Source organism: Streptomyces sp. Ru73 (assembly GCF_002920575.1).
Taxonomy (GTDB): domain Bacteria; phylum Actinomycetota; class Actinomycetes; order Streptomycetales; family Streptomycetaceae; genus Streptomyces.
Window position 1 is genome coordinate 34,893 of the sequence record NZ_PQSQ01000001.1, and the last position, 25,019, is coordinate 59,911.

At 68.0% G+C, this 25,019-nt stretch carries 23 protein-coding genes; 4 read left to right on the forward strand and 19 right to left on the reverse strand.

The genetic code is table 11. The features are described from left to right. Window positions 1-8 precede the first annotated feature (8 nt). Together C3486_RS00175 and C3486_RS00180 are read left to right on the forward strand one after the other, a co-directional pair. Window positions 9-422: a hypothetical protein gene (locus tag C3486_RS00175; protein ID WP_103830420.1), complete on the forward strand. Its 414-nt coding sequence runs from the start codon at window positions 9-11 to the stop codon at window positions 420-422. A gap of 241 nt (window positions 423-663) precedes the next feature. Next, on the forward strand, window positions 664-2,532 hold the full coding sequence (locus C3486_RS00180) for an ATP-dependent endonuclease (RefSeq protein ID WP_103830421.1): 1,869 nt from the start codon (window positions 664-666) through the stop codon (window positions 2,530-2,532). Between the two features lie 753 nt (window positions 2,533-3,285). Here the strand turns inward: C3486_RS00180 and C3486_RS00185 are convergent. From C3486_RS00185 to C3486_RS00200, 4 genes are all read right to left on the reverse strand, one after another. Beyond that, on the reverse strand, window positions 3,286-3,480 hold the full coding sequence (locus C3486_RS00185) for a hypothetical protein (protein WP_308461204.1): 195 nt from the start codon (window positions 3,478-3,480) through the stop codon (window positions 3,286-3,288). A 181-nt stretch (window positions 3,481-3,661) separates the two neighbouring features. Continuing rightward, window positions 3,662-4,576, reverse strand: a complete 915-nt coding sequence (locus tag C3486_RS00190; protein ID WP_103830423.1) for a DUF317 domain-containing protein — start codon at window positions 4,574-4,576, stop codon at window positions 3,662-3,664. A gap of 359 nt (window positions 4,577-4,935) precedes the next feature. Continuing rightward, window positions 4,936-5,718: a hypothetical protein gene (locus tag C3486_RS00195; protein ID WP_103830424.1), complete on the reverse strand. Its 783-nt coding sequence runs from the start codon at window positions 5,716-5,718 to the stop codon at window positions 4,936-4,938. Further along, window positions 5,708-6,316 (reverse strand): DUF4913 domain-containing protein, encoded by a 609-nt coding sequence (locus tag C3486_RS00200; protein ID WP_103830425.1) that lies wholly within the window; start codon window positions 6,314-6,316, stop codon window positions 5,708-5,710. Before C3486_RS00200 ends, C3486_RS00195 begins: the two co-directional genes overlap by 11 nt. 232 nt (window positions 6,317-6,548) lie before the next feature. On the opposite strand from C3486_RS00200, the gene C3486_RS00205 reads away from it, so the two are divergent. Next, entirely contained in the window at window positions 6,549-7,019 is a 471-nt protein-coding gene (locus tag C3486_RS00205; protein WP_103830568.1) for a DIP1984 family protein, read from the forward strand. A gap of 258 nt (window positions 7,020-7,277) precedes the next feature. On the opposite strand, the gene C3486_RS00210 is transcribed toward C3486_RS00205, so the two are convergent. The 11 genes from C3486_RS00210 to C3486_RS38680 form a co-directional block, all read right to left on the reverse strand. Next, window positions 7,278-8,465 carry a DnaB-like helicase N-terminal domain-containing protein gene (locus tag C3486_RS00210; RefSeq protein ID WP_258052503.1) on the reverse strand — a complete coding sequence of 396 codons (1,188 nt, stop codon included), beginning with the start codon at window positions 8,463-8,465 and terminating at the stop codon, window positions 7,278-7,280. A 286-nt stretch (window positions 8,466-8,751) separates the two neighbouring features. Further along, a complete protein-coding gene (locus tag C3486_RS00220) occupies window positions 8,752-10,548 on the reverse strand; it encodes a type IV secretory system conjugative DNA transfer family protein (RefSeq protein ID WP_103830426.1) in 1,797 nt (598 codons plus the stop codon). 23 nt (window positions 10,549-10,571) lie between these two features. Beyond that, window positions 10,572-11,069 carry a hypothetical protein gene (locus C3486_RS00225; protein ID WP_103830427.1) on the reverse strand — a complete coding sequence of 166 codons (498 nt, stop codon included), beginning with the start codon at window positions 11,067-11,069 and terminating at the stop codon, window positions 10,572-10,574. Between the two features lie 813 nt (window positions 11,070-11,882). Further along, window positions 11,883-13,391, reverse strand: coding sequence for an ATP-binding protein (locus C3486_RS00230; protein WP_103830428.1), 1,509 nt, complete (start codon window positions 13,389-13,391; stop codon window positions 11,883-11,885). Between the two features lie 21 nt (window positions 13,392-13,412). Next, window positions 13,413-13,883 carry a DUF6238 family protein gene (locus C3486_RS00235; protein WP_103830429.1) on the reverse strand — a complete coding sequence of 157 codons (471 nt, stop codon included), beginning with the start codon at window positions 13,881-13,883 and terminating at the stop codon, window positions 13,413-13,415. 29 nt (window positions 13,884-13,912) lie between these two features. Next, window positions 13,913-15,382: an SCO6880 family protein gene (locus C3486_RS00240; RefSeq protein WP_103830430.1), complete on the reverse strand. Its 1,470-nt coding sequence runs from the start codon at window positions 15,380-15,382 to the stop codon at window positions 13,913-13,915. 106 nt (window positions 15,383-15,488) lie between these two features. Then, window positions 15,489-16,853, reverse strand: a complete 1,365-nt coding sequence (locus tag C3486_RS00245; protein WP_103830431.1) for an ATP-binding protein — start codon at window positions 16,851-16,853, stop codon at window positions 15,489-15,491. A gap of 54 nt (window positions 16,854-16,907) precedes the next feature. Continuing rightward, on the reverse strand, window positions 16,908-17,588 hold the full coding sequence (locus C3486_RS00250; RefSeq protein ID WP_103830432.1) for a hypothetical protein: 681 nt from the start codon (window positions 17,586-17,588) through the stop codon (window positions 16,908-16,910). Further along, entirely contained in the window at window positions 17,588-17,896 is a 309-nt protein-coding gene (locus tag C3486_RS00255; protein WP_103830433.1) for a DUF6112 family protein, read from the reverse strand. Before C3486_RS00255 ends, C3486_RS00250 begins: the two co-directional genes overlap by 1 nt. A 68-nt stretch (window positions 17,897-17,964) precedes the next feature. Then, window positions 17,965-19,014 carry a C40 family peptidase gene (locus tag C3486_RS00260; protein WP_374936822.1) on the reverse strand — a complete coding sequence of 350 codons (1,050 nt, stop codon included), beginning with the start codon at window positions 19,012-19,014 and terminating at the stop codon, window positions 17,965-17,967. Then, entirely contained in the window at window positions 18,971-19,096 is a 126-nt protein-coding gene (locus C3486_RS38680) for a hypothetical protein (protein WP_374936823.1), read from the reverse strand. The genes C3486_RS00260 and C3486_RS38680 overlap by 44 nt, the downstream gene beginning before the upstream one ends. 608 nt (window positions 19,097-19,704) lie before the next feature. Between C3486_RS38680 and C3486_RS00265 the strand changes: the two genes are divergently transcribed. Then, window positions 19,705-20,454 (forward strand): site-specific DNA-methyltransferase, encoded by a 750-nt coding sequence (locus tag C3486_RS00265; RefSeq protein ID WP_103830434.1) that lies wholly within the window; start codon window positions 19,705-19,707, stop codon window positions 20,452-20,454. An 86-nt stretch (window positions 20,455-20,540) separates the two neighbouring features. Here the strand turns inward: C3486_RS00265 and C3486_RS00270 are convergent, their stop codons facing one another. From C3486_RS00270 to C3486_RS00290, 4 genes are all read right to left on the reverse strand, one after another. Beyond that, window positions 20,541-21,467: a DUF5655 domain-containing protein gene (locus C3486_RS00270; protein ID WP_103830435.1), complete on the reverse strand. Its 927-nt coding sequence runs from the start codon at window positions 21,465-21,467 to the stop codon at window positions 20,541-20,543. Window positions 21,468-21,587: 120 nt separating this feature from the next. Next, a complete protein-coding gene (locus C3486_RS38685) occupies window positions 21,588-21,926 on the reverse strand; it encodes a LexA family transcriptional regulator (protein WP_103830436.1) in 339 nt (112 codons plus the stop codon). A 218-nt stretch (window positions 21,927-22,144) separates the two neighbouring features. Further along, window positions 22,145-23,281, reverse strand: coding sequence for an endonuclease domain-containing protein (locus C3486_RS00285; protein ID WP_258052504.1), 1,137 nt, complete (start codon window positions 23,279-23,281; stop codon window positions 22,145-22,147). 529 nt (window positions 23,282-23,810) lie between these two features. Beyond that, window positions 23,811-24,821, reverse strand: a complete 1,011-nt coding sequence (locus C3486_RS00290) for a hypothetical protein (protein ID WP_103830439.1) — start codon at window positions 24,819-24,821, stop codon at window positions 23,811-23,813. Window positions 24,822-25,019 lie beyond the last annotated feature (198 nt).

Genomic DNA, 25,019 nt, shown 5'->3' on the forward strand with positions numbered 1-25,019 from the left:
GGAGAACGATGCGCGTGATCACCAACGACCAACAGCCCAGAACCACCGCGCCGGAAACCTCTCCGGGCGACGATCCGCTGCTGCGACTGCAGCAGGCGACCGAAGAGGACCGCCCCCGGATTCGCTTCACCACGCATCCTGACCCCATCACCATCACCGGCATCACCGTGATGTGCCCGGCCTGCGGTGCCCGCCGCGACTGGATGGTCATCGGCGACGTCCCCGGCCGCGTCTTCCTCCGCTGCCGCTGCGCCCACCAGTGGCACGAACCCGAACTCACCCGCGCCGACTTCGACGCCATGATCGGCGCTCCCGGCCAGAAGTACCCCAGCCTCGACGTCGGCGCCAGGGACACCGGCCACGACGGCACCCTGGCTGGCAGCTACCTGCTTGACGATCTCCACGCCGGAATGAGGGGCTGACGAACGAAGGAGGAGCTGTCGTCTGGGGCTCGCAAAGAGGCGTGAGGAACGGACATGGCCTTCGCAGCGTCGGTGACTGCTGGGGGAGGCTGCGACAGGCCCGGCTGTGCGGTCGGATCTCAGGACGCCTGCGCCTCACTAGGCGCTAGAGTTTTCTCACCCCACGGTCAAAGGGTGCGTTCCCGACGGCGTGCTGTTGACCGCGCACCAATCAGTCGTGCCGTGAAGGCAAGGGAGCAGCGTGCAACTCATCGAGCTCAGTGTCACCAACTTCCGCTCCCTGGCCGATGTCGCGGGCATCCCCATCCACAAGCAGACGATCCTGACCGGACACAACGACTGCGGAAAGACTGCCACCCTGGATGCGCTGGCGTTCCTCCTGGGCGAGCGGCACATTGTGGACAGTGATATCTCCCGGTTCGCCGTCGGGGACAGGGAGAGGTCGGCTCTCCCTGCGATCGGAGACGAAGAGGAACCGCGCACCGTTACGGTAGAGGCCAAGTTCGAACTCTCGGCAACGGAAGCGAAGCTGCTCCAGACCGCCACGCCAGTCAGGGTGCGTCGCCGGTACGTAGAAGGCGAGGGCACCTTTCTGGAGTGGCACGCCAAGGTGCCGGAGCGCGAGGATTTGAGGAACCTGGAGGCGCTGAAGGCCCCAGAGTTGCGCGCTCTCGCGGCCGACGTGGGCCTTACACTGCGTGACGGCCAGACGAACGTCAAAGCGAGCTGGTACGAGCTGTTGGAGGAGTACTCCTCCACGGTTACGCAGGTCACGGACTGGGTCCAGGCTCCCGCAGAGCTGAAGGATGCTCTGCCGCAACTGCTCTACTTCAAGGGTGATTCCGCCGAGTCTCCAGAGGCCGTAGTCCGCGGCATCCTGACCGCGAAGCTCCGTGAGTACACCCTGCGCGAGGAAACCCGACAGCGGATCACCGATCTGGAGACCGAGTTCTCGGAACGGCTCAAGGACGACGCTGCCCTGCTTCGGAAGCTCGTCGAGGACCGGTGCGCTCTTGACGAGTTCAGCCTTGAACCTCAGATCCAGTTCAAGCCAACTGTCAGCAGCGTTTCGTTGGCTGCCTCCGCCCGAGGGCAGCACCCCGTGCCGCTGTCGGCTGCGGGAGCCGGCAGGTCCAGGCGCATCACGCTGGCGCTGTGGGAGGCCAGTCAGCAACTGCTGTCGGAAGCAACGGAGGGAAGCGACACCGGTGGCGTGATCATCGTTTACGACGAGCCCGACACCCATCTCGACTACGAACACCAGCGCCGGATCATGGAGATGATCAAGCTCTCGGCGTCCGCCTCACACTCCACAGTGATCGTCGCAACTCACTCACTCAACCTGATCGACGGCGTGGATATTCAGGACATCGTGCACCTGAACAGCCGGGACGGTCGAGCCTACGTCCAGTCACTCGGCACCACCGACACGGACGAGCAGACCCGTCGCTTCCTGTCCAACATGGCGGCGTCACTGGGCTTCCGCAACAGTGTCCTGCTGCACGAGAAGTGCTTCGTCGCTGTAGAGGGAGCGACCGAGTACGCAGCCCTGCCAGCTTTGTTCAAGCTCGCGTTCGGCTACCCCATCCAGTCCGCCGGCATTGCCTTGTGGGCTTGTGGAGGTAATGACGGTGCGCTCAACTTCGCCAAGTTCCTCAAAGAGCACAAGCGCACGGTCGTGTTCATGGTCGATGCCGATTCCCAGCGGGACAAGCAGAAGGAGTTCAGTTACGACCGCCTGCTCAAGTACGGCTTTGCAGAGGAGGACTGCCTGTTCATCGGCAACCCGAACGAACTGGAAGACGTCTTCGACAACGACCAGTGGGCAGACACGATGAATGAGCAGTGGCCCCGGGACGACGAGAAGCAGTGGACGGCCCAGGATGTCAACGCGCTTCGCACCGAGGGCAAGTTCAGTAAGAAGCTGCACGGCCTACTGCACCAGAACTCTTCCCAGGCCCCGCGTTCAAAGGAGGACATGGTCGTCGCGCTGGCGCAGCGGCTGCGGACGCCGTCGGACGTTCCACCATCCCTGGTGAAGGTCTTCAAGGACGCCGTCGAGATCGCCAGCAGGGCGGGCTCGCACTACTGGGCTGAAGAAGATGAGTGAGCCGACCTGCGTGAGCGGCGTGCCTGCATTCTGCTGAGCCGTTGCGCTCGCGTGGGCGGCTCCCAGGAGTGGACGCCTACTGATGAGACCCAGCGTCGTCCGTGCTTGCCCTTCTCCTCGCCACACCAGCGGCACCCCGACGGCGCCGGCGGATCAGTATGCCGAACGCGCACTACTAAGGTACGCATCTCAATGCCTCCGCTCGATCCCGTCGACCTCGTACACAAAGAGTCCCACGCGGCACTGACAATTGGCAGACCAAGGTCGGGACAAATCGGGCCGCCGACGGAAGCTTCTTGCTGATTTTTTCACCGTGTCCACACTGCCGACATATGGGGCATCTGGGTGGAAGGCGGCGCAGGCACCGCAGCCGTTGCCGTCTTACAGGGCTTCTGTGAGCTCCACCACGCCGAGCATGCGAGTGATCGACGTCGCGCGTCCAGCGGCGCGGGACCCCAGGAGTCGCCGGACCAGCCTTTCGGCTCTCGTTGACGGCGGATCCCTGGGGGTGCGCCTCGGATATCGATCGTTCGACATGGACAAAGGTGACTGTGAGTAATTACTTCGTGTCGCTTGGAGTGCTGCCGAACGGATGAAGTTCGGTCGGCCCCGCTGACCGTAACCAGGACCCGGGTGCTATTCCCGGATGAGGATCCTCACACGTGCACGCTACGTGCACGCTCTCTGATGGTTTTCTATCCGACAGCTGGGCCGGAGAACGGGCGGGGCCGTGCCACCGGCGCCGGGGCATGCTCAGCTCCAGGACAGTGCCGTGCGGACGTCGAGTGGTAGGGCGCCCATCTGGCCGTCCTCCGCGATGTAGGCGGCGCCCGTGTGCCCATCAGCGCGGATCATGACCTCGGCGACGCGGTGGGCATAAGGCCAGTCGGGGTTGATTGCGAGGTAGACCGGGAGGTCGTGGTCGACGGCCTCCAGTCGGTGTAGCAACTGCCCGACGGTCAGTGAGTGCGGCACGAAGATCTCCGTAATGTTCTCTGGCCTGCGGCTTTCGAGGCGTCCATACGTTGACTTGGGCGGGCGCGTTGTTCCAGTCCGTGGAGGGGGTGTCTGCCATGGGCGAACTCGGGATGGCATGGGCAAGCGCCCCGCGGGCTCGAATGAGGAGTGCTCAGCGTCGCGGGCGGGCTGTCGTGTGGGCGGGTGTGTCGACGTAGGTGCGAGTCGGTGCCGTCGCCGTGTGCGGCTGCGTACGGGCAGTGGTGGTGCGGATGCGGGCGGCACGGGCCCGCGAGGTCCGTTCTTGGCTGTGCGTGGCGCGCTGTACGGCGGCAGCGACGGCAGTCTGCTTCACCTCCAGAGGGGTTGGCGCTGTCGGGGCCGGACGCGTGTTGACGCCTACCGGTTCGAGCTGAACGAGGTGTTCGGTGCCCCGGTGGAGCATGTGCCGTTCCCGTACGACAGGGCCCGGGTTGCGCATGGCGGCGGCGGTGGCCGCGATCAGGTGTGCGGGGGTGCCTGCGGTAAAGGTCGCCTCCGCGCGGGTGGCCCACCCTGGTGGACCGGCCCACAGCGTTACCGCCTCGTCCTGCCGGCCGTAGCGGCGGGTGTCGATGAAGGCTCCTGCTTGTTGGTCGGGGGCGATGATCTCCACCGTGCCGCGCTCGGCCGCACCATGCTTCCAGCCGGCGTCGAGCAGGGGGCGGACGCCATCCGCCCAGTACATCGGCGGAGGTGCGAGGAAGCGGGTGGTGTCGGGTTCCCAGTCGTCCGCGAGGGCGGCGGTCAGGCCCGCGACGATCTCCGGTGGGAAGGCGTGGTTGAAGGTCGCCTCCCATCGGGGTGGCGAGACGGGGTCCTCAGCGGCGCTGATGTGCCACAGGTCGAAGTCATCACCGAACCAGCCGATCTTGATCCGGTGGTCCGGTGAGGTGACCAGCAGTTGGCAGGGCCCGTCGTCGAAGGAATGGTGCGGCCAGTGGGCGACCGGCTCGAAACCGGGGTCGCCCGTGTAGCCGGATCCGGCGAGGTAGCGCGGGGTGACGCGGTACTCGGCCCACTGTTCGTCGTCCGGTTCGTCAGGCATGAGAATGATCTTTCAAGTCGCGGTGATCAGCAGAGGCCACGGGAACTCTGCTGGGGTGTGGTGTAGTCGGCAGGTTCGCCGCGGGCGCGTTCCGCTCGGGTCGAGCGAGCCCCGGCGGCTTGGACACGTCGGGCATGTGCGGTGGGGTGGTGTGCCGGCGTTCGCCTTCCAGCCGCCTCGCTGCGGCGTGGTAGGCAACGTGGTGCTGCCGCCCGCCTGCGGCCAGCAGGTGGATCTCCCACCGGTGCCGGGAGGAGGCGGGGGAGTCGCGGTACTGGATGACCAGTCCCGGACCCTCCCCGGTACAACTCGCAGGTCGGCGAGTGCATGGGGATCGGCGGCGCAGACGTAGCTTGCGCTCACGAACGCCTACCCCTGCTGCGAGGAGCGATCGAAGTTGCCGGTGTGTGTCCTGGCTGGGCAGGGTTCTGTGCTGACATGGCGGCGGTGGTAGTCGTCCGGGAGCGTGCGGCAGCGGCCCGAGCGGTGAGGTTTTTCGGTTGCCGTGGGGGAAGCGGCAAGGGCGTATCGCGGTTGCGCAGCCAGCCGTCGGCTGCCTCAGCTGTGGGGAACGCGCCTTCGCGGACCGTGTAGGTGGCGAAGGAGGGGCTGGTCTCTTCGAGGAAGAGCCGGTAGGGCTTTTCGGCCGCGTCGGGATGCGCGTCGTAAAAGAGGGCGCTGACCTCTATACCTCCCTCGGAGCTGCCAGGGTTGTGGGTGTAGTGGTCCAGCAGCGTGTACCGGTCCCCGGGGTTGTGGCGCAGTTGGTCCTCCAACCGCGAGGTCAGGGCGTCGGCCGGACGTGGACTCTGCAAAGGGTCCGGCTCGATGACTTCCGCGGGGCAGCCTCGGGTGATCAACCAGCGCTGTGCCAGCGGCACTGTGGGTTGACTGGTGACATCGAAGGTGAAAGTCCACTGGGCCGGGTCGCGCTCGATGTGTATGGCGACGTACTCGGCTGCGCCGGGGGCGTCCCAGATGGCTGCGCCGTCGTAGAGGAGCAGGAAACTCTCCAGGCCATCGCTGGTGTGGTGTGCGGCCAGGCTTGCGTACATGTCGTCGGAAAGCGTCAGGAAATCGAAGTCGTCCGCGACGCGCTCCGTGGCTGCCGCGAACCCGTCGATGCGATAGTCAGGCGGCACGGCAGTCTCCGGTTCCGAGGGGCTCGGGGGCGGCCAGCAGCCGGTGATTCGGGCGCGAGGAAGTGGTGGTGCACGCTCCGAACGGGCCGTCGGCAGCGCGCAGCTGGTGAAGTGCGGGGTCGAGGTGGTCACGGTGCCAGATGGAGGGGCCGGCGAGGCCGGCCTCGCTGTCGGTGTACTGCTGCCAGGCCAGCCACAGCGCATGCAGGCGCGCGACCGCCTCGGGATGTTCCGTCCACTGCCGGCACCAGGGGCGGCTGGCGGTGATCTCGCGCCCGTAGACCGGCAGCAGCAGGTCATGTACCCAGTCGGCGAGCGCCGCCAGCTCCTTGGCGTAGGCGCGGCCTTGGAGGGCGAAAATGGAGGGTGAGGAGGGCTCGTCGCAGTCGCTTCCCTGCTCTGGTGCTGTGGTGGCTTCCCGGCCGCGCTCGGCGCCCAGCTCGCCCTCCTCCGGTGTCGGCCCTTCGTCGGTGAGGCGTGCGAGGGTTTCGGCGTGCTGCTGACTCTGGGACAGCAGAGCGTTGACGGTAGCGGCGAGGTCGTCCAGATCGTGGTCCGGTATCCGCACCGGACCGTTGTCGTCGCGGGACTCCGACATCGATGCCCCTTCTTGCTCGGATGGTTGGGGCGTTGAGGATCCGGGGGAAGCGCGGTTTGGCCTCGCCGGTAAGCAGGGAGTAGAAGGGCCCTCTCAACCGCATACGCGGTGGCGGCAGGCCAGCCTGGAGGTGGTGGAGGTGTCTCGAAGCCCCGGGTGAAAACTCGGTGCGATCGCGCCATTCCCATTCGTATGCTCGTGCGAGTTTCATGACGGGCGGGAGGTGGAGACAGTGAAGCTTGCTGAGGCGCTGGCAGAACGGGCGGAAGCGGCGCGGCGCGTGGAACAGCTGCGAGCGCGTGTTGTCGACAGTGCGCGTTACCAGGAAGGTGAGACCCCCGCCGAGGACGCTGCGCTGCTGCTGGCCGAGGCCGGCGAGGTGATGGACACCCTTGAAACGCTGATCCGGCGCATCAATCGGACCAACGCCGCAGCGGACTTGGGGGAGGACGGCACGCTCACCGACGCGCTCGCGCGCCGTGACGTGCTGCGGCTGCGGCACTCGGTGGTAACCGCTGCGGCGGATGCGGCAGCGGGTACGGGCCAGCGTGGCTACGGCCGACAGCTCCGCTCCGAGCTGATGATGCTCTCCGCGCTCCCGGTCGCGGAACTGCGCGGTCAGGCGGACGAGCTCGCACGGGAGATCCGCGAGATCGATGTGCGGATTCAGCGCAAGAACTGGGAAGTCGATCTACAGGAGTAAGCAGTCCAGTAGCTGGGACGATGCGGAGCAGGTAGTCGTTCGGAGGCGTGCACACACCGAGGGCCGGCGGTTTTCCGGCCCCCTCCTGGCGCGTGAAGAGCAACGCGGGGGTTCGATTCCCCATCAACAGTGCAGCTCCGCACCGCGTACAGGTGACAGTGCACATTGCACAGCACATCACCACGTGCAGATCCGGACGGTGAGGGCGGGTTTGGGGTCTTCCGCATCACAGCAGGTCACGGCATCCCAACGTGACCGTCATAAGCGAGACTTCCGGGGGCGCTGGCGGACCGGGGAGGGCGGTGGCGCGCTCCGGTCCTGCTGGGCACTGATTCCTGTGTGGGAGAGGGAACTGCGGGCACGGGCGGCGGCACTTCGGACTGGTGGCGGCGAGGCCAGCGGTGCGTCGGGCGCGTATTTCGGCTCGGAATCGGCAGCGGCTTTGGCCCGGCGCCGACGAACCTCATCGAGTGGCACGAGGGCCGCGGTTGCCTGGCTGATGAGCCGGCCGGGTGCGAGCGCCTCATTCCCGGCAAGGACGCGGACTTGCCGGGCGGAGTAGGCAGCGGTGCGCAGCAGGGAAGCGTCGATGACCTGCTCACCGAAGTAGCCCGCCGAGCCCCCAGCAGCGCTGTTGCACAGCCGACGGACGCGGTCGGCGTCCAGCATGCTGTCGGCGAGTGCGCCTCGGCGCTGGCATTCCCACAGGACGGTGAGCTGGTCGACCGGCTCACCCCGGTGGTGCAGCGCCCCCAGGGCGCGATAGACCCGATCGTGCCCTGGATCGACGAAGTCCTCGGGGCGCAGCCAACCCATCACTTCCGGTAGTTCCTTCGGGTGCGCTACGAGCGTGCCGAGGAGCAACTCCTCGTCTGCCAGCAGCCGTTCCTCAGCGATGCCACAAGGCGGGGCGGGAGCACGGCTCGGCTTCGCGGTAGGCGCAGGACGGGGTTCGGTTCCCCAGCGCCGGGCGAGATCATCGAGCACGTCCGTCAGGACCTGAGCATGGTGCAGGGACTCCTCCACACCGGTGCCGCGGGCCGCATCGTCGCGGGCGGCCTGGTGGAGGCGGTCGGCGTGCTCGGTGACGCTGCGGTGGATGGCACCCTCCAGCACCATCCGCCCGTAGACGGACGCGTGCCCCGGACGCGGGCAGGCTGAGACCAGGGAATGCATGAACGAGGCGGTGATGCCGCGTGTGTGTGCGCTCGCCCGGTCCCGTGTGTCGTTGACCCAGGCCAGTGGGACCGGTGTAACCGGTGGCGCCTTCGTCGCCGGATGTCCTTCGGCGCGCAGGTCGAGCAGGGCGGCGTACAGGGCTGAGTGTGTGGGGCGGTAGAAGTGCTCGGGTCGCAGCCATCCGGCCAGATGGCTGAGTTGCCGGGGTTCCAGTAGTGCCGCGCCCAAGACGGCCTGTTCGGCCTGCATCAGCGGCGTGACCGTCACTGCTGATCCATGACGGCGACGGCGTGGTTCGCTGCCGCGAGGTCAGCACCGTGACGGTCAAGATCATGTGCGAGTGCGGTATCCGCGGGGACGGCACCCGTGGGAGCAATGAGCCACCAGCACCCCCGCTCACGGACGGCGGGAGTACCGGCAAGCCGATCGGGGCTGCTCAGGGACGGTGAAGGCAGGGCGGAGGAAGGCACAGGAAGCCTCGAAAGAAGGAGAAGTCGGGCAGGTACGGGGGCGGTCTTGGATCTCGTCCGGGAGCGGAGCAGGAGATGTGGGGTCATGCGGCCGGTCCGTACTGGGAGCGGTGGGACTGGTCCTTGGCGAGAGCGCGTTCGGTGATGGTGGCCGTTGCCTTCTTCGAGGCCGCGTCGAGGCGTTCGGCGTTCGGCTCGCGGTACCAGGGCTTGAGATCCAGCAGTGCCGGGCGGATGCCGGTCGCGAGCAGCAGCGCGGAGCCCTTGGGCAGGGCGCGGATAGCGTCGGCGGGCAGCACGCGCTCCTGGCGCATGGAGACGGAGGAGGACTTGCCGGACTCACTGGTGGACACTGAGACGGTCTGTACCTCGTGATCGCCCGCGAGGCGGGAGAGCTTGTCGGCGAAGTCGGCGTCGTCGATGCCGGAGCCGATGAGCTTGATCGTCGCCGCCGACCACAGGGCGTCCATGCCGGTCTCGCCCCACACCCGCTGGCCCTGTCGGTAGGACTGCAGGATCGTGATCGGGATGACGCCCCGGCTGCCGAGGTGGGAGTACAGATCGGGGAGGTCCTGGATCTTGCAGACGTTGGCGGCCTCATCGAGGATCGCCAGCAGGGGCGGGTCGAGCCGTCCGCCGGCGCGTTCGGCCTGAATGACGGCCGCGCGCATCACTGCGTCCGCGGCGGCGGCAATGATTGCCGAGGCGGAGCCGCCCCCGTCTTTCGACAGCAGGAAGAGCGTGTCGTGGCTGGTGGAGAACGCTTCCGGCCGGAACTGCCGCAGCCCGTTGGTTTCGGCGGGTGGGGTAACCCAGGAGGCGACGCGCGGATCGAGCAGGCAACTGGCGTACTGTCGCGCGGTCTCGAAGATGCCGTCGCGGGTTTCGACAGCTCCGGCGACGGTGCCCTGCAACTGGGCCGCGACGGCGTCCAGGCCGGCGTCGGTGAGCAGGTCGATCGGGGTGCGGTCGGCCGGGGAGGCGAGCCAGGCCATCACCTCGGTCACCGGCCGTCGGCCCCGCGCGGCGGCCAGGAACAGCGCGGTGAGGGTGTTGGCGGCTGCCGTCGACCAGAAGTCCCCGGCACTGGACTCACTCACGCTCGCGGTGACGAAGTGCTGGGCCAGTCGCCGGGCGCCAGCCAGGTCGTGGGCATCGGCGAGGATGTCCCACCACATCGTCTGCTCGGCATGGGCGATCTGCTGCGGATCCAGCGTCCACACCCGCCCCACCCGGGCACGCTCATCGAGTGTGGCGGTGTAGGCGTCGTTCGCCGCCTTGTTGGACGTCAGCAGCACCGGCCCCGGGGCACGCAGCAGCGCGGGGATCGCGAGTCCGGAGGTCTTGCCCGAACGGGGCGCCATGATGGCGAGGAGGACGTCCTCCCAAGAGGAGCGCACCTCGGTGGCTCCGGGCTTGAGGGCGCCGAGGAGAACGCCGCGGTCGTCGGGGGCGACATCCTTCGGCTTGGTGCCGGCGAGGCTGGGCCGCAGGTCGGTCGCCTTCGCCGCGGCCTTCCTCGGCAGGAGGTCGCCCAGGTCCTGTTGGCTGGCGAGGCCGTGCTGGTTGGGGCGGAAGCGCAGCCACAGCTTCGCACCGAAGATCGCGGTGGTGGCCAGGAGCAGGGCCGGGATGCCGTAGCAGCCCACCAGCAGCGCGGGGCCAGGCAGGTGCGGCCAGAGCTGATGGGGGTGGAAGAGGGCCTGTGTTGGTTCGAACGGCGCCCAGGGGCCGGAGCCGAGAGCGGTGTCGGCGAGGTTGCCGAAGAGCCAGGCCAGGGTGCCGCCGCCGATACCGAGGGTGGCGATGGCGAGTAGGAGATAGAGGAGGACGTCCGTACGGGTGGTGGTCGAGGGCGTCCTAGTGCGCGCGTCGGGCAAGGCAGGTTCCACGAGGAGATGGGTCAGAAGTGCGGGTTCTCGGTAGAGCGGTCTGTTTCGCTGGCGGCCTGGAGAAGTTCTGGCAGGTCGGCGGGGTCGGCATCCCGCTGGTCTAGCCACCAGCCGGCGCGGGTGGCGGTCCGTACCGCGTCCTCGATGGCCTCCCAGTCACCCTCATCGGCCCCGCCTTCGATGACGAGGGCGCTGTATGCAGCAGTGACGAGTTGGTGGCGGCACCGCGCCGCCCAGCCGACGGCGCGCTCGCTGCCCTCCAGCGGCGGCATCCGGTACCTCTTGGCCCACGCCTCCGCCTCGGCCTGTTCCTCTGCGCGCTTCTTCGCCAACCACTCGGCCGTGGACTCGCTGCCCTCCTCACGGCTGGCTCGCCAGCAGGCGGTGCAGTCCCGCGCGGCGAGCCATCGGGCGTAGCCGGCACGCTGGTCGGCGGGGCGGGCGGTGAGATCTGCCTCAGCGTTGTGACCGCACGCATGGTTGATGGACCAGATCTTCTTCACGGGCACGGAAACTCCTCGCAGATGAAGGTGGGAGATGTCAGCGATGGCGGCGGACACCGACTTGCGGGACTGCCGGCGGCGGGACGGCCTCGGGAGTGAAGCTCCTAGCCGGTGCGATCGGCCGATGCGGCGAGGAGGCCGTGGCAGCGCGGGAACGGGCTGCGGAATCCGTCTGCGGGCCCCGCGGTCGGTCGTGGGACAGGCCGGAGGCCGGGCCATTCGACTGCTGGGTGGAGGAGGCGGGTGGTACGACGAGGCGGGGGTCAGCCGCGACTGACAAGCCTGCATCCTGGAAGCGCTGGGTGGCGGCGGCCACCGTCTGCACCGCAGTGTCGTGGGCGGTACCAGGTGGCAGCAGATAGATGTCCCGCCGGGGGCTGTATTCGAAGCCGTGCTGGCGCAGTACCTCGTCGAGGAAGGGCCGGTCGTCGGCGACGGCTGCGCCGACTCCCAGGTCGGGAATGCGGCCGAAGGCGACAGCGGGTTCGGGTGGATGCGGCACGGAAGCGTTCCTCCTAGTGGATCGGATGTGGCGGGCAGCGTGCTGTGGCCCGCGGGATTTGCTGCGGGGCAGTGGCCGCAAGCTGCCGTACGGCATGTCTGCGCCGAGGATGGGTTGCGAAGCCGGATTTGGTGGTGCCGAAGGGGCAGCGATATCGGAACCAGGGGCATCAGCTGGTAGCACTCGGCGTGTTGGCCGATGGCCCGGTGTTGGACGCACCAGCGATGGGCCGACACGGGGCCTTCTGGCAGTCGACACGGGCCCTCTGGCAGGAGCCCCAGATCCGCGGTACCCAGCTCCCACGGCCTCCTGGCTGGTCAGGACGACATCCGGGTGTCTGTATCGAAAAGCTCGCGCTCGCGCGGGTGCAACAAGTGCTGTGTGATGAAGGAGCGGCCCGCCACCTTCCACAGGCCGCGCCCCTTGGTGAGGGCAGAGACGGCTTGTGCCTCCACGCTGGTCAGCCCCAGCAGGGTGGCTGCGGACCGGAGTTGGTCGGCTTCCTGGCGGTAGATGATGCGGGTGGAGCAGTCGGTGAGCAGCCCCTCTGCCAGGGCCCGTCCGCGCGAGCCCTCGTCGCCGGCGGCCAGCAGGTCGGACAGGCGGTGGATGACCATCATGTTGGCGATGCCCAGGCCCCGGGAGAGCTTCCACTGGGACTGCATTCGCTCCAGCAGGGCGGTGTGCCGCATGACGCGCCAGGCTTCGTCGTAGATCACCCAGCGTCGTCCCGCCTCGGGGTCGGCCAGGGCGGACTCCATCCATGCGGAGGCGCAGGTCATAGCCAGCACGAGGGCGGTGTCGTCGCCGGCGCCGCCAAGCCGGGACAGATCAATGGAGAGCATCGGCGCGCTCGGGTCGAAGGCGACGGTGCTGGGCGCGTCGAACAGCCCCGCCAGGTCACCATGGACCAGGCGGCGCAACGCGTGGGCGAGGTCTTCCGCGGCGTGCCCGAGGCGGCCGGGCACCTCACCCGGGGAGGCGTCCAGCAGCTCGGAAGAGCCCAGGACGTGTGCGACCTGCCCGAGTAGGGGTGCGGTGCCGCTGGCCTCGGCGTGGCTGACGACCTGGTCCAGGGCGACGTCTAGCGCGGTGTGCTCCATGGGGTGCAGCTCGCGCCGCAGTACCGTCTTGGCCAGCGAACCGAGAAGGAGCAAACGCCGCTTCCGGACCTCGGTGCGCCAATCCTCCTCACTGACGCCGCCCGGACGTGCGGGCGCGTCCAGCGGGTTGAGCCTTCCGGGCAGTCCGGGCCCCAGAGCGATGGTCTGCCCGCCCAGCTCGCGGGCGACGACGGACCACTCGCCCTTGGGATCGCACGGTACGTAGATGCGGTAGCCGAAGGCCACTGCCCGCACGGCGAGAGACTTGGCCAGCGCGGACTTGCCCATGCCGATGATGCCGGCGATCAGCATGTTGGGGTTGGTGAAGCCGTCCAACTTGCCGTAGAGGGCGAACGGGTCGAAGACGAATGCACCCTCGGCATGGACATCATGTCCGACGTAGATGCCCTGGGCGCCGAGTCCGCCCTCGGCCAGGAATGGGTAGGCGCCGGCTGCGACAGCTGTCGTCATGCGGTGTGCAGGGAGTTTGAGGTTGCCGCCGCGAGCCGAGGCGGGACCAGGACGCCCGGCGGGCGGGTAGGTGGCCCGGAGATCTGGATCGATACCGGGGCTGGTGCGGCGGGCCAAAGGCCGGGAGGCGTTGCGGGCCTGCTCGCGGGCGGTGGTGAACTGCTCCCGCGCCATGCGACGGGCGCGGCGGTCGGTCTTGCGCGGTGTGTACAGCAGGCTGGCAGTGGCGCGGACGCGCGAGGTGGGTGGCATGTCGGGCGAGGCTCCTGGTGGTCAGTGGCGGATCAGGCCGGTGACGGAGTCGTGCAACTCGGCCGGTGTGTGGCCGCGGCGTACCCGGACGCCGGTAGCGACATGGCGCTGGCAGATGGTCAGCTCGGGCGCGCCCTCGGGCAGCCGGGCCCGGCATGCCTCTGGGCTCGGCGGGCGGCTGTCCCGGCGTGGGGCGGTGTGGAAGGCACTGTGGAGGTGGTCTGCGGCCTGCCACAGCCGGATCCGGCAGGCCCGCAGATGGTCGCCTTCAACGGTGGCTACCGGCGCCGTGCGCGAGGTGTGGGAGTCGACGAGGCGGTAGAGGGCGACTACGTGTGCGTGCAGGGAGTCGATCTCCGTGCGTTCGGCGGCGGCCTGTGCGGTGGGCAGGTTGAGGGTGCGGTGGAAGTCGAGGGCGGCGGTGGCGAACGGCAAGAAGTCCGAGGCCAGCGGGTCGGATCCGGGCGGGACAGGGGGAGGGGCGGTGGGCATGAAGAGGGCCTTCGGTCGGAGGCGGTGTTTCAGGGGCGGGCGAGGGGCAGAGCAGCGGTGGTGAAGGCTTCGGCCTGCTGCCAGGTGAGCCGGCGCAGGTCAGTCAGGGCGGCCACGGCGGCGGTCTCGATCGCCGCGCACGCCGAATTCAGCTCGTCGTCCGTCTCGGCGGAGACGGTCAGCAGCCCGGTGAGGGCCACGTCGGCGTGGCCGGCGATCAGCTGGCGTTCGCGGTCCTTGATGTCGGCGTACTCGACGCTGTCCTCCTCGGACTCGACCTGGCCCTTACGGGCACGCTCGGCAGCATCGGCAACGACACTCGCCTTCTTGCGCTGGACATCCTTGAGCGCGGCCTCCAAGCCCTTCGGGGCGTAGGTCAGGGAGAGGGTGCGGCGCACGCCGGAGGTGAACAGCAGCTGGTGCAGGAAGCCGGGCGAGGTCTCGATCCGCGGCCAGTTCTCGATCCAGTACGTGGCGTGATGCGCGGTGTCAGTGGCGACCCGGTCGCTCTTCTCCACCAGGACCACCGGTCCGGCGGCAGCAGGGGCGGCCTGGGGGTGGCCGGCCTCCGACCACTGATCCAGCGAGGCCGAGGCGCCCGGGTCGTACGCCGTGCGGATCACCGCCGCGATCTCGTCGGCCACCAGCCACGCCCCCGGCGTCAGGCCGGCAGTGCGCGCGGCCTGGTCGAAGGTCGAGGTGAGCTGGGCCAGGACAGCGAAAGCCCCGGTCAGGCCCCCTCCGGCCTGGTTGATCAGACGACGGGCCGCCTTCATGTCCAGGGCCACAGCGACGTAACCCTCGTGCGGCGCGGCAGCCGGCCCGGCAGCCTCGATCAACTCCCGATAGACCTCCCCGGCCAGCTGCGCCTGCTCATCCCCGTGCTGGGTCCAGTACCGATTGAGTGCGTCACCGGAGTCGGGGACGGTGCGTTCCAGGACCTGGATGCGGGCGATGTGCCCGGTGCGGGCCAGCGCCGCCAAGGTGCGTCCCCAGCCCGCCACGTTCGCCGACTGAGCTGCGGGATCGAGCAGAGCAAAGGCATGGGCGGAGACGCGCACCACCGCGGTGAGTGTCGCCTGGTGCGGATCGTGGACGGCTCCGAGGCGCCCGTCGGCGGAGGAAACCACGCGGAGAGAGGCGGCTGTGCCCGGAAGGTGAAGCAGGCCCTCGCAGTGGGGCCGGGTGGAGGGCCGAGCAAGCCACATCAGCTGCCCCCTTGCTCGGCGCAGCAGGTATCGCAGAGCGATGGGGGTCCAGTCGGCGAGTGAGCGTCCTCGGTGTCGCAGGAACACGGCCGCCAGCAGCAGCGCCCACAGCGGCGTCAGCTTCAGCGCTCCGACGATGCCGGAAACCAGCAGGACTGCGAGCAGCAGAAGCCCGGTCGCGGTGATACCGGTCAACTGGGGTGCGGACAGGCCCATCAGGACGCCACGGCGGGTGCGGTGGGGGAACTTCACGGTGGCTGGACTGCCGGAGGGTGAGGTTTCGAAATGCATGGCGAAGCCTTAGAAAAGGGGAAGAGGGGGAGGGAAGAGGCCCCGAGGCGAGGGCGGAACGGGGCGGCGCACGCTCCGACCTCGCCTCCCGGAAGGCAGCTGCGGGTTAGGAGCCGGACTTTCCCGATGGACCGGGATAGACCCACCGCTGCGGCGTCACACCGCCCTGTGGGGCCGGGCCGTTCGTGGAAGGCGAACCGGTTGGCCTGGGGGAGTAGCGCTGCACGGGCCCGCCGGGGGCTCCGGTCGCAGCACCTTGGGGCGTCGGGCCGGCAGCGACCGGTGCAGCGTTGCCACCGGTGTCCGACTCCTGGCCGGAACGGCGAATGAGGGGCTGGCCGCGGTCTCCGCTAGTGGGTGGACGGCGAATCAGCGCACGGCCCCTGTCGCCCGAGGCGTCCGCATTCTCACCGAAGCGGAAGTGTGTCTGCTTCGGCTTCCCGCCGCGGGAGCCGCCGGTCGGATCGATGCCCGAGGCCACGCCTCCGGCGCCCTGCCCGGGCACCTTCGCCGGGCCCTGCGGGGCGATGCCAGCGGTCTTGGCCTGGAGCGCCAGCTGCCCCGCGGTCCTCGCTGCGCCGGCCGCCGTGCCCATGCCGGCGACGCCGGTGCGGTGCAGGTCATCGTGGCCGCCGCCGTCGGAGGCCCAGTGCACGAACTTGTACGTCGCGTACGGGCACAGCAGCACCAGGACCATCACGACGATGCCGGCCATGGCGTCCGAGAGCGCGCCGAGCCCGCCGTGGGAGTCGGCCTTGCCCATCGCCGAGACGCCGAGCAGGAACACGATCGTCATCAGCAGTTTGGAGACGACCAGCGTGGCGGTGGCCTCGATCCAGCCCCGGCGCCACCGCTTGGCGACCTCCCAGCCGCCGCCGGCACCGGCGAACACCGCCAGGGTGACCAGGACCAGGATGCCGATCTTGCGGGCGACCATCACAGCCCAGTACAAGAACGCACCCACCGCGCAGCCCAGCGCGACGATGGCCGGCACGCCCCAGCCCAGGCCGTACATCGCCCCCAACTCGTTCACCTTCACCACGCGGCGGATCGCATCGTCGATGGAGCTGTTGGCCGCCTTGAACAGCCCCGCGGACAACGCGTCGGTGACGGTCAGGGCGATGGTGGTGCAGGCGATCGCGGCGAAGGCGAAGAACACCCCGGTCATCGTCCCGAACGCCGCCTGCGCCAGCGCGCGTGCGTCCCGACGCCAGGCGGCGCGGGTGAGCTGCAGGCAGAAGGTGCCAACGGTGAGCACCAGTCCGATGGGGAGGATCAGCTCGTAGTTGTGGCGGAACCACTCGGCATTCAGATCGATGGCGGTGGTCTTGTCCACGGCCCGGGAGGCCAGGTCGGCGGCGGACTGGGCGACCTCGCCCATCGACTTGGCGATCCAGGCGCCAATGCCGCTGGTGACGGCCTCACCGGTCTTGCCGACCACACCACCGACCGCCCCGCACACGTGGTTCATCAAGGGAAGGTCACAGGCACCCACCGCACACCTCCTTCAACAGATCAGCGCGGGTCATGGGGCAACCTCCGGCAGCACGCCGGACAGGGCGCAGTCGTGGTGGGGCTGGCACTGGACGGCGAGCGTGACCTGGTGGGGTTCGGCGCCGGAGCCGCCGTGCTTCCAGGCGAGCGATTGCTTGCCGGTGACGGTGACCGCGTAGACGTACGCCTGCCTGATCGCACCCGGGTCCTGGGCCAGGGCGGTCTTGAATGCCTCCGGCAGATGCCCCTCCTCAACCGACGCGGTGGCGCGCTGGGCGTTGTCCCGCATCCGCGACCACAGCGTCGTGTCGGGCACCTGCCCGTTCACCGACTTCCAATCGCGGTACCGCTTCTCGCCCGTCATCCACGCCTTCAGTCCGGACAGGTGCTCGGCGCGGGAGGCATGCCGGGTGTCGTACGTCCACAGCGCCTTCGTCGCCGCCTTGGCGAAGGTGACCGGGTCGTCGGTGTGCGGGGGCGTTGCCACGGTGCCCCGGCTACCGTGATGCGTCGTCTGATGCGGTGCTGGGGGAGCGGAACGCGAGTCGGAGGTGGGCGGCGGCTTCGGACCTTCGGGGCGGGTGAGATAGCCGACCAGGCCGGCCGCGCCCGCCAGCACCGCGAGGATGATGCCGACCATCACAGCACGCCGCGCCATCGCGGAGGAGTTCGCCGACCGCTCCGAGCCAGTGGGGAAACGTTGCTTGCTCATCAGTGGACCTGCGTCCCCATCGCCGAGAAGAAGGCGACGATGCCGTTGGCGGCGCCGAGCAGCAGGGCGCATCCGGCCGCGACGGTGACGCCCTTCTTGCCGTTCTGCTCGGCCTGATGACCACCGGAGTGGTGACCCCAGGCCCAGATCAGCGCCGAGATCGCCAGGGCGCCGACCACGGCGATGATGCCGAAGAGGTTGATCGAGCCCATGACGTTCTTCAGCACGTCGAGGCCGGGCAGGCCGCCCTCCTTCGGGTGCACACCTGGGTCGTAGGCCAAGTACTGGAAGTGCTGTGCGAGCTTCATAGGAACTCCTGTGGGATTCGGGCACGCGACGAGCCCGTAAGTGGTGGGAGAAGGAAGAGAGAGGTGGTTCAGGCGACGCGACGTGCGGCGAGGAGGGAGGGGCGCCATTCCGCGAGCCGAGAGATCTTCACGACGTCACCCGTGTGCGGGGCTTGCAGGATCAGGCCGTGCCCGATGTACATGCCGACGTGCTCCGGCCGGGCAGCCGAGCCCTCCGTGAAGAGCAGGTCACCGGCCTCCAGCCGGTCCGGGCTGACCGACTTGCCCTCCTTGACCTGTGTGTACGTGGTCCGCGAGAGGGAGATGCCGCCGGCTTTGTACGACGCCTGCATGAGACTGGAGCAGTCGCACCGGCCCATCGGCTCCTTGCCGTGCGCGTGCCTGCACGAACCGCCCCACTGATACGGCGTGCCCAACTGACCCAGGCCCCACCGAATCGCACGGCGAACCGGCTTCGGCGCATCGGAGGGAACCGTGTAGCCCTTCGGCACGGCCCCCTTCGGGGTCGGACCGAACGACGAACCATCCTCGCCCCTACATCCCCCGACGACTGGTCCGGTCTTATCGCCCTTTACGGCGCTGACTTGGCCGGAACTACCGGTTCCCGCAACAGATGCGGCAAGAGCCTTCTGCAGCGCGGCGGCCAGCGGCTCCCACTTCGCGTACGCGTCGGGTTGGGCGCTGGCCTGCACGGCCTGGGCGGCCTGGGCGACGGTCATCGACTGCCAACCCGAGACCTTCTTCAGATGCTCGTAGAACTCCGTCGACGCATGCACCGGATCCCGCACCTGCGCCGGCGTCCCCCAGCCTTGGCTAGGCCGTTGCTGGAACAAGCCCAGCGAGTCCCGGTCGCCGTAGTTGAGGTTGCGTAGGTCCGATTCCTGCAGGGCCGTGGCCAGTGCGACCACCTGCCCGCGGGCTGGCATCTTCAGCGCGACGCCGGTGGCCTGGATCTTCTGCGCATTCGGGATCTGCTCCTTGGGGGCAGCGAGCCCGGTGACGTGGACCGAACCGGCCTTGCCGCTCTTCAGGAGCGAACGGACCTGTTTCGCGACCGCCGCCGCATCAACGTCGTCACCCGGGCCGTCTTTTACAGGCGGCCTCGGCGCTGTGCGCACCGGCTACGGCCATCGCCATGGGGGCGATCAGCAGCATCGGCGCGGTCACCACCGCGCCGATGACCAGGACGGTCTTGTTCACGAGTGTGGACCAGGATGAGCAGCGAACCGCATGCCTGGCCGTGACGCCGGACATGTGAAGGGAGACCGCATTAGCAGCTCCTTATGCGTAGGTGGTGAGCGCGGGCGCTCTCGTCGAAAAGGCCACCCGCACCACATCAGTCGAGAATGAGAGCCCCAAAGGGGGGAGCAGAGCCAGTAGACGGGCCTGCTATTCCCCGGCCACCGGACTGCTCAGCGAAGCGCGGCAACAAGCCGCGCTGGTAATCTCACGCGCCACATACGGGAATTTCCTCGTTCTCTCTCCGGAGACGTCCACGAGGCGCTGACTGCGCCCCGACTTGGGCGGGAAGACATGAACCCACACGACTCAATCAGGCAGAACCGGAGCCCTGTCCGATGAACATGCCGAGACTGTAGAGACGAATTCCGGCCGCGCCAAACCAACCCAACCGGACGCCGTCAGACGCATCTTCCTGGCTTGGTACGGCCGGAATTACCGGACTACTCTCCAGCGATCATTCGCGTTCATCCCGACGAACTCACTGGGGTGAGCGTCTTCCCCGGCGCGCGTACTCCTTTGCGAGATAGGGAACGTGTGCACCGCGTCTTGAGAGAGAGCTTGCTGAAATGCCCTACACCCTGCACCGCGGCGACGCGCTGACCAAGCTGTCGGAACTCCCCGACAACAGCATCGACGCGCTGATCACCGACCCGCCCTACAACTCCGGCGGCCGGACCAGCAGCGAGCGCACCGGACGCACCGCGCGAGCGAAGTACACCGCCGCGGATGCCGAGCACAACCTCGCCAACTTCCCCGGTGAGAACCGCGACCAGCGCAGCTATGGGTACTGGCTGACCCTGTTGCTGACCGAGTCCTACCGCGCCACCGTCGAGTCCGGCACCGCCCTGGTCTTCACCGACTGGCGCCAGCTGCCCACCACCACCGACGCACTCCAGGCCGCGGGGTGGACCTGGCGTGGGATCGCCTCCTGGCACAAGCCGGTCTCCCGCCCACAGAAGGGCCGGCTGAAGCAGTCCTGCGAGTACATCGTCTGGGGCACCAAGGGCCCGGTCGACCCCCACCGCAACCCCGTCTACCTCCCCGGCCTCTACACCGCCAGCCAGCCCCGCAAGGGCCGGATGCACATCACCCAGAAGCCGACCGAGGTGATGCAGGAACTGGTGAAGATCTGCCCCCAGGGCGGCACCGTCCTCGACCCCTTCGCGGGCTCGGGCTCCACAGGCGTCGCTGCCCTGCGTGAAGGCCGGCAGTTCATCGGCATCGAGCTGTCCGACCACTACGCCGACATCGCCGAACAGCGCTTGGAGCGCGCCCTCGCCCAGGGCGACTACGACCTCGCCGGCCCCGAAGCATGAGCGCCAGACCCCGCACAGAGCCACGTACGCACAAAAGGGCGGTGCCTTCCCCTCGGGGTAGGCACCGCCCTTGAAGGTTGTGCAGTTCAGGCTGCCGCGACGCTGCGCTGCAGGAGTTCAGCGGCCCGGTGCAGGTCGTTGTAGGAGCCCAGGCGCAGCTCGACCCCGTCCCGTACGCCCAAGCAGCCGGTCCCGCGCAGATCGCGGGTGAAGCCGTCCTCCAGCTCGACCGTGTCCGGGTCCAGCAGCAGGTTCACCACCAGCTGGTGCTTGCGCGGCTGGACGCGCACCGTGGCCAGGTTCTTGATCCGCCGATAGGCGACGTAGTGCAGCTGCGTCTCCTTGCGCACGCCTTCATATCCGAGAAGGGCCGCGTCCAGTCCCTCATACAGATCCCGGAGGGATTGTGGCGCCTCGTCGAGGTACTGCTGCACCGACTTTGCCCCCGCAGCCCGCCCGCTCACCGACGCTCGCGCCAGCGACGGCACCATACTGCGCTGGGCGGAGGCACGGCCGGCAACGGAGGCGACCATCTGCAGCGTGAGCACGTCGTCGAAGACCCGGTAGGTCAGCAGGTCGATCCGGTGACCGATCATCTGCACCGCGATCTTGTCGTGGTGCGAGAACGCCCCCGCAATGCACACCAGGCGCGGGTTGCTCCAGTCCACCGACCCAGCCGCCTCGATGCCCAGCTTCTCCTTGACCAGATTCTCGAACTCGTGCGTATGGCCCTGCAGCCAGTACAGATAGGAGAGCGCCTGGTTGATCACGTTCTGGTCCCGCGAGCGCTTGTACTCAACGATCACCGGATTGCAGTTCTCATCCAGCCCGAGCGAGTCGATCCGCCCACGGTGCTGGCCGGTCGGGTATTCGGTCGCCAGGAAGCGGATGCCCAGCATCGCCTCCATGTTCGCCTCGACCAGCGACTGCAGCTCCCGCTCCACCGCCACCGACGCACCCGGTATCTCCGTGGCCCGGCCGCCTCTGACCCGGAAGACCTTCAGGTCGCTCATACTCCTCCCCGCTCTGACGTGATCACTGTCAGGCGAGAATCACAGCAGTTGTCCATCTATTCCCGACCGAAGGGCCGCCTCCGGGACGTAGCGCACCGCGCCCGCTGGCCGAGACGGCGCTCATCGCCCACAGTAGGGGCACCGCCCGGACGGTCGCCCCCGCGTCTCCACGTTCACACCGCGGTCCCGCATCCGCCGCAGGTGATACGCCACCGTCGACGCACTCAGCCCGACGACACTCGCCAGCTCACGCACCGAAGGCGCCTCTCCATGCTCGATCACGAAATTCTGTGCCGCTCGGGCGACCCGCTCCTGCTGCCTGGACCCAGACCCGCCCTTCACGACGCTCCTCGGTCCCGGCCGGCGTTTTCGCGGACGCGCCTGCGCAGCTCCGCTCGGGCCCCGGGGCTCCGTCCGTCCGAACCGTCGAAGTGCGGGTGCCAGTGAAGCCGGGCGCATAGCCTCAGCAGCCGACGACGCAGAACCGTCGGGTTGCCGGAGCGGCCGGCGAGTTCAGCGTAGGCGTGGTTCCGAGCACGCTGCAGCTCGATCAAGTCCTGGGGGAAGCGCACGGACAACATGCCTTGGATTCAATCACGTGTTCGATTTTGTGTGCTCGCACTGCTTCTGCGGCAATCGATCATGAGCATGCAGGCGCTGCGTGACAGGCCCTCTGCTCACAGCGTCGGCTCCTCATGTCGTGCGAGGAGTTCGGTGAACAAGTCCGTGAGGAGCTGTTCGCCGCCCGACACGGTGAGCTCCCAGCCGCCGAAGCGGTAGATCTCGTATCCGGCGAGGCGGAGCCGGCGGTCCTCGGCAACCATCTCCGAATACAGCCGCGGCACAGCGGTCCAGGTGACCAACCCCTGATCATCGGGCGGGTTCTTGCGGCCATAGTGCTGCACTCCGTCGACCTCGATCACGATGCGGGAGCGGTCCGGCGCCAGCAGCAGGAAGTCCATCCGCTGTCGGTGCAGCGCCCCGGACTGCTTGCCGCTGCGCCGGGTGTAAGGGTCGTAGTGGAGGTAGACCTGGGGTATCAGCGCGGGCAGGTCGAAGCCGCCTTCCTCGGCGTAGCGGGCGCAGTAGGTGCGCATGAGCAGTTGCTCGGGCGGGGAGTCCAGCGACCGGTACAGACGTCGGTACAAGCTGCTCGCTGCCGTCTTCTCGTCGGCATCGGGCTGGTGGTGCTTCGTCCACCAGGTGACCATTTGCCGCCAGGTGAGCCCGTGCGGCGGCAAGGGATCAGTGAACACCAGGCAGGTGTCCGCGTGGCGGACGATCTCCACGTCGTTGTTCACCGCGTCGCGCAGTACGATCTCCGGCTTCGCGCCGTCGGCGGCGAAGATCAGGTTCTTGAAACTGCCCGACGGCCCCTTGGAAAACCGACGCTCGTACTCCAGCTCCTGCAGGTCCTCCAGCGCGTCGCGGGTCGGCCCGAGGATCTGCTCGATGCAGTCCCGCCGGGCCTGCCAGCTGCCCCTCATGCCGTTGTCGCGCCAGTAGGTGCCGAACCCACGTGGCCCCTCGAACGTGCGAAACGGCCAGGCCGGCGGCTCCAGGGCGAGGCGCTCCAGGACGGCACGGTGGGCCTTGATGACGATCGGCACGTTCTCATCGTCGAGACGCCTGCCCTGACCATCGGTCCCATGCGAGACGAAGTCGCCATGCAAGAGACGGGTCAGCGCGATCGCCACCTCTAAGTCGGTCTGACCGACCGGAGGCCCGAACCGCAGCGACTCGACGAGTTCCACGTCGAGCACCCACGGTTCGGCCCAGCCGTCGCCACTGCTGAAGAACGCCTCAACGTTCACGCCCCCCACCCCCTGCGATCCGTAAGGAACATGGTCACCTGGAACACCTAGACCACCAGACGCCACTGACATACGCCCTCATGCATGCAGCTCCGCGTCCTGATCGAACGCTGCTTACACGTTCCGTAGCCCTCGCATTGCACCGCCGGGGGCTTCCGAGGGCCGGTGCTGGGGTCGGAAGGTTCGCGCGCTGGGAGCTCGCCGGGTGGCCCTGCTGCGCCGAGCTTCAGCCCTGAAGTGGCACCTGGGGGCGGGCCCTGACTCCAGCAACGTGCATCACACCGGTGCCGCGCTGCACCCAAGCATCCGAATTCCGGCAGTGGTTGCAACCCCGGTGGGTGAGGGTCGGCTCGGCGTGGGACGTGTTCAGGGCGGCGGCTCCCACGGACGACCGACTCTGCAGCGCGCGAGGAACCTGCACGCGGGCTTCGGCTTCGGCGGCGGCACTGGCCAGCAGAGCTGCGGAGCCACACGGCTATCGCCGTCCGTGCGCAGCCCTTCGCGGCCTCGGAGGGCCGTAGTGACGCGGTCAGAAGTTCTCGAGACGGATCTCGTAGCAGTCGTTGCACATGTCCTCCATAGCCAGGTAGGTGCCTAAGCCACAGAACGCGCAGATCCCCTCGAATTCGGTGCCGCATGCGAAACAGATCCAGGAGATCGCATCGGGAGAGCTAGCGGTGTGCACGTCGACCACGGCAGAAGCACCGCACGAAGTGCATGGGGCGAAGTCTCCGCCTCCTTCCTTGATGGTCAGATGCCGGGACATGCCGACGAACTCCCACGCCGCCTCTTCTCCTGTTCCGTATGACTTCTTGCAGAACAGGCACGACAGGTCGATCGCTCCGCCATCGAGGACCACGACGAACTGCCCGCAGGACCGGCAGGCCACTGTGGAGGCTTCGTAGCCATCCAGCAGACCGCGAAGCGACTCCACCTGATGCGCCACGAAGTCTTCAAGGTGTCTGAGTTGTTCCCGCACACGCTCCATCTGCTGCTCGGCCGCCCACGAGTCCGCTGGCGATTCGACGTACGGGAGGACGTCGGCGCTGACGAACTCCACGAGCAGGGCCAGCACGGGGACCGTCCGGGCCTGGACCGCCACGGCCGAGTCGCTCCAACCGAAGTGCATGATCCGGTTGCGCAGGGCGCCGAGCTGAGTGAGGTTGTCATCGTCCGGGTCAAGCAAAGTTTCAAGCGCGACATCGCAGCCCTCGTCGTCGGAGAGGGAGTTGAGCCGTTTGATCGCGGTCTCGATACCGCAGCTTTTGAAGTCGCCTGCCTTGTGCTGAGCATCATTGAAAATGCCCGGCTTAACCCAGACGAGCGCGGGATCGTGCATCTCAAGGCGAGCCTTCAACAAGGTCTCGGCGGCGGCCCGTAGATGCAGGACTGCGTACTTCAACTCGCGGCGTTCAGGGCCGCTTCTGATGGCGAGTGAGTCGACGGCGCTGACAAGAAAGTCGAGCCCGTTGACGAGGGCGGGGAAGTGGAAATCTTTCGCACTTTGATCACCGGCTTCTCCGGCCTGGCCACTGGTCACGACATAACCTCGCCTTGCACAGTGTCTCCGATGGCCGGACATGTGGAGACCGCCTCAACATCCCGCCGACGTACTTCCTCGAACGATTGCTCGGCCACCTCTTCCCCCATTCGTAGGTGTCAGCCATTCAAGCAGCAGACTTCTTATTAGCTCCGAGGCGGCCAATGGCCGATGCGGCGAAAACGGGAGAGTCTGCCA